Source organism: Paraburkholderia sp. USG1, assembly GCF_031570135.1.
GTDB classification, from domain to species: Bacteria; Pseudomonadota; Gammaproteobacteria; order Burkholderiales; family Burkholderiaceae; genus Paraburkholderia; species Paraburkholderia dioscoreae.
Map to the genome: position 1 here is coordinate 1 of NZ_JAMWXW010000066.1, position 3,055 is coordinate 3,055.

Consider the following 3,055-nt stretch of genomic DNA (forward strand, 5'->3'; position numbering starts at 1 on the left):
CGTAAGCGTCATTTGAAGGCCGTATCGACATCGACGTTGAGAGTGTCCAAAGTGATGTCCATCACTTCGAGTAGTGGGGACCACTTTGATGACAGAGACCGGCAGAGCTGGAAGCCGCAAGGGGCGGCCGAATTACGCGCCTGAATTCCGGCGTGAAGTTGCAGTGGCCGCGTGTGAGCCGGGCATCTCGGTGGCGAAGCTCGCGCAGTCGCACGGTCTGAATCCGAACATGGTGTTCAAGTGGCGCAGGCAATACCTTGCCGACCTGCCGGGCAACAAGAGGGAGAGCGAAGCGGCAGTGTTCGTTCCGGTGGCGATATCGCTGGATGATCCGACGGCGGTTTCGTCGCTACCGGTGCCAACAGCGCAATTGCCATTGCGCGCACAGGAAGCCGCGACTCCAGGTATCGAGATCGAGCTTAATGGCGCACGCGTGCGAGTGAGCGGGAAGGTAGACCCAGCCCAGCTGCGACTGGTGCTGCATTGCCTGAGGCCGGCATGATCGCGCTGCCGACCGGCACCCGCATCTGGCTCGCCGCAGGCATCACCGACATGCGCCGTGGCATGGATGGTCTGGCTGCACTGGCGCAGGTGGCGCTTGAGCAAGACCCGTTCTCAGGCCACGTGTTCGCTTTCCGTGGTCGCCGGGGCGGTCTGGTGAAACTGCTGTGGTGGAGTGGCGATGGAATGAACCTGTACGTCAAGCGCCTGGAGCGTGGCCGTTTCATCTGGCCGCAGGCCGACGCGGGATGCATCCATCTGTCGGCGGCACAACTGTCGATGCTGCTCGAAGGCATCGACTGGCGACGCCCCGAACGGACGTGGAAACCCGGATGCGCCGCGTAAATTTGCCCCTACTTCTGCGCGTGCCTGGTAAACTCTCAGGCATGCCAGTCAGCCGACTTCCCGACGACATCGACACACTCAAGCGCATGCTTGTCTCGCGCGAAGAAACCATCGCGCGCCTGCTTGCCGAAATCTCGCGTCTGAAGCGCTGGCAGTACGGACGCTCGTCGGAGCGCATGGCAGAACTGACGGGACAACTGCAGCTCGCACTCAGTGACGGGTCACTGCCGCAGCAAGATGCCGTGGCGGCACCGGCGCCAGAACCGGTGCGTGATGAACCTGTAGACACGAAAGCGCCGGTGGTCCCACTACGCCGCCGCTCGCGCGAATTCCCTGCGCACCTGCCACGCGAGGTGGTGGAGCACAAGCCACAGGACTGCGACTGCCCCGAGTGCGGCGGCCGGCTGCGCAAGCTGGGTGAAGACGCCTCCGAGATGCTGGACTACGTGCCGGGGTACTTCCGGGTGATCCGCCACGTGCGCCCCCGGCTGAGCTGCAGCCGTTGTGCGAAGGTCGTCCAGGAAGCGGCGCCGTCGCGCCCGATCGCACGCGGCATGGCCGCAGCCGGCCTGCTGGCACAGGTGGTAGTTGCCAAGTACGCCGACCATATGCCGTTGTACCGGCAGGCAGGAATCTATCTGCGTGCCGGCATTGAACTCGACCGTGCCACCCTGGCCTCGTGGGTTCGCGAGTCCGCCGCACTGCTGCAGCCGCTGGCGGATGTCGTTGGTCGATATGTGCGTGAGGCGCAAAAAATCCATACGGATGACACTCCCGTCCCGGTGCTGGAGCCCGGACGCGGCAAGACGCGTACGGCGCGGTTGTGGACGTATGTACGCGATGACCGGCCGACGGGCAGCCGGGCACCCCCGGCGGTCTGGTACCAGTACTCGCCCGACCGCAAGGGAGAGCGACCCCGTACGCATCTGCAGGGCTGGTCGGGCATCCTGCAGGCGGATGCCTATAGTGGCTACGATGCGCTGTACCGCGATGGCACGATCATCGAGGCAGCGTGCTGGGCCCATGTGCGGCGCAAGTTCTACGACCTGTACGAACTGGAGCGTTCGCCGGTGGCGCAGGAGGCACTCAGCCGCATCGCGGCGCTATATGCCATCGAGCGCGAGGTGCGCGGCCGCAAGCCGGAGGTCCGGCAGTCGGTGCGCATGACGCGGGCATTGCCGCTCGCAGGTGCGCTGAAGGACTGGCTCGAACATACGCTCGCGCAGGTCTCGGTGAAGTCGGGCCTCGGAAAGGCGATCCGGTATGCGCTGGGGAACTGGCCTGCGCTGGTGCGCTACTGTGAAGACGGACGCATCGAGATAGATAACAACACCGCGGAGCGATCAATCAGGCCGCTGGTTCTCGGCAGGCGCAACTATCTGTTCGCTGGTTCTGACGGCGGTGGACAGAGTGCGGCGGTCATCTACAGCCTGATCGGCACGGCACGCCTGAATGGTATCGAACCGTATGCGTATCTGCGTACGGTGTTCGAGCGGATTGCCGATCATCCCATCAACCGGATTGACGAGTTGCTGCCGTGGCATTTGATGCCGGTGAAGCAACCGGTCCAGCAGGCTGCGTGACGATGACATTGACTCGCAAACCCGCGTTACGCGCGGTCAACTCACCGGCACCGGTCTACCAGCTGCACATCGAGCTGAAGTATCTGAAGCCGGCGGTCTGGAGGCGGGTTCTGGTCCCCGCCTCGATCAAGCTGCCGAAGCTGCATGTCCTGCTGCTGTGGGCGATGGGCTGGGATGGCGGCCATCTGCACGAATTCGTGTTCGGCGACATCAACTACGGGGTGCCCGATCCGGACTTCCCGAGTGACCCTCCGATGCTCAACGAAGCGCGGGTGAGCCTGGGTAAGGCGCTCGGTGCGCTGAAGTCATTCACCTACATCTACGATTACGGTGACAACTGGCAGCATCGTGTGAAGGTCGAGAAGGTCCTGCCGCCTGATCCTGAGTTGCGCTCGCCCATCTGCCTGGGCGGCCGCAATGCCTGTCCGCCGGAAGATGTTGGCGGTGTACCCGGCTACATCGAGTTCCTCGACGCGATCATCGATCCCGCTCATGAGGAACACCACCGGTTGCTCGACTGGTGCGGCGGTAGTTTCGATCCTTCTGCCTTTGACCTCCAAGGCCTCAACGAACGCCTCTTCGAGATCAAATTCTGATCGTCAAGACGGCCGCCAAATGTCGCTTAC

General features: G+C 63.3%; 4 protein-coding genes. All 4 read left to right on the forward strand.

Going from position 1 to position 3,055, the window contains the following annotated elements:
- Nucleotides 1–88: 88 nt before the first annotated feature.
- From tnpA to NE850_RS39215, 4 genes are read left to right on the forward strand one after another with little or no spacing between them, the layout of a single operon-like run.
- On the forward strand, nt 89–502 hold the full coding sequence (gene tnpA, locus NE850_RS39200; protein WP_133894298.1) for an IS66-like element accessory protein TnpA: 414 nt from the start codon (nt 89–91) through the stop codon (nt 500–502).
- On the forward strand, nt 499–846 hold the full coding sequence (gene tnpB, locus NE850_RS39205) for an IS66 family insertion sequence element accessory protein TnpB (RefSeq protein WP_133894297.1): 348 nt from the start codon (nt 499–501) through the stop codon (nt 844–846). Before tnpA ends, tnpB begins: the two co-directional genes overlap by 4 nt.
- A 41-nt stretch (nt 847–887) precedes the next feature.
- Nucleotides 888–2,429 (forward strand): IS66 family transposase, encoded by a 1,542-nt coding sequence (gene tnpC / locus NE850_RS39210; protein WP_297351627.1) that lies wholly within the window; start codon nt 888–890, stop codon nt 2,427–2,429.
- Between the two features lie 2 nt (nt 2,430–2,431).
- Nucleotides 2,432–3,025 carry a plasmid pRiA4b ORF-3 family protein gene (locus tag NE850_RS39215; protein ID WP_297351625.1) on the forward strand — a complete coding sequence of 198 codons (594 nt, stop codon included), beginning with the start codon at nt 2,432–2,434 and terminating at the stop codon, nt 3,023–3,025.
- The last annotated feature ends 30 nt before the right edge of the window (nt 3,026–3,055 follow it).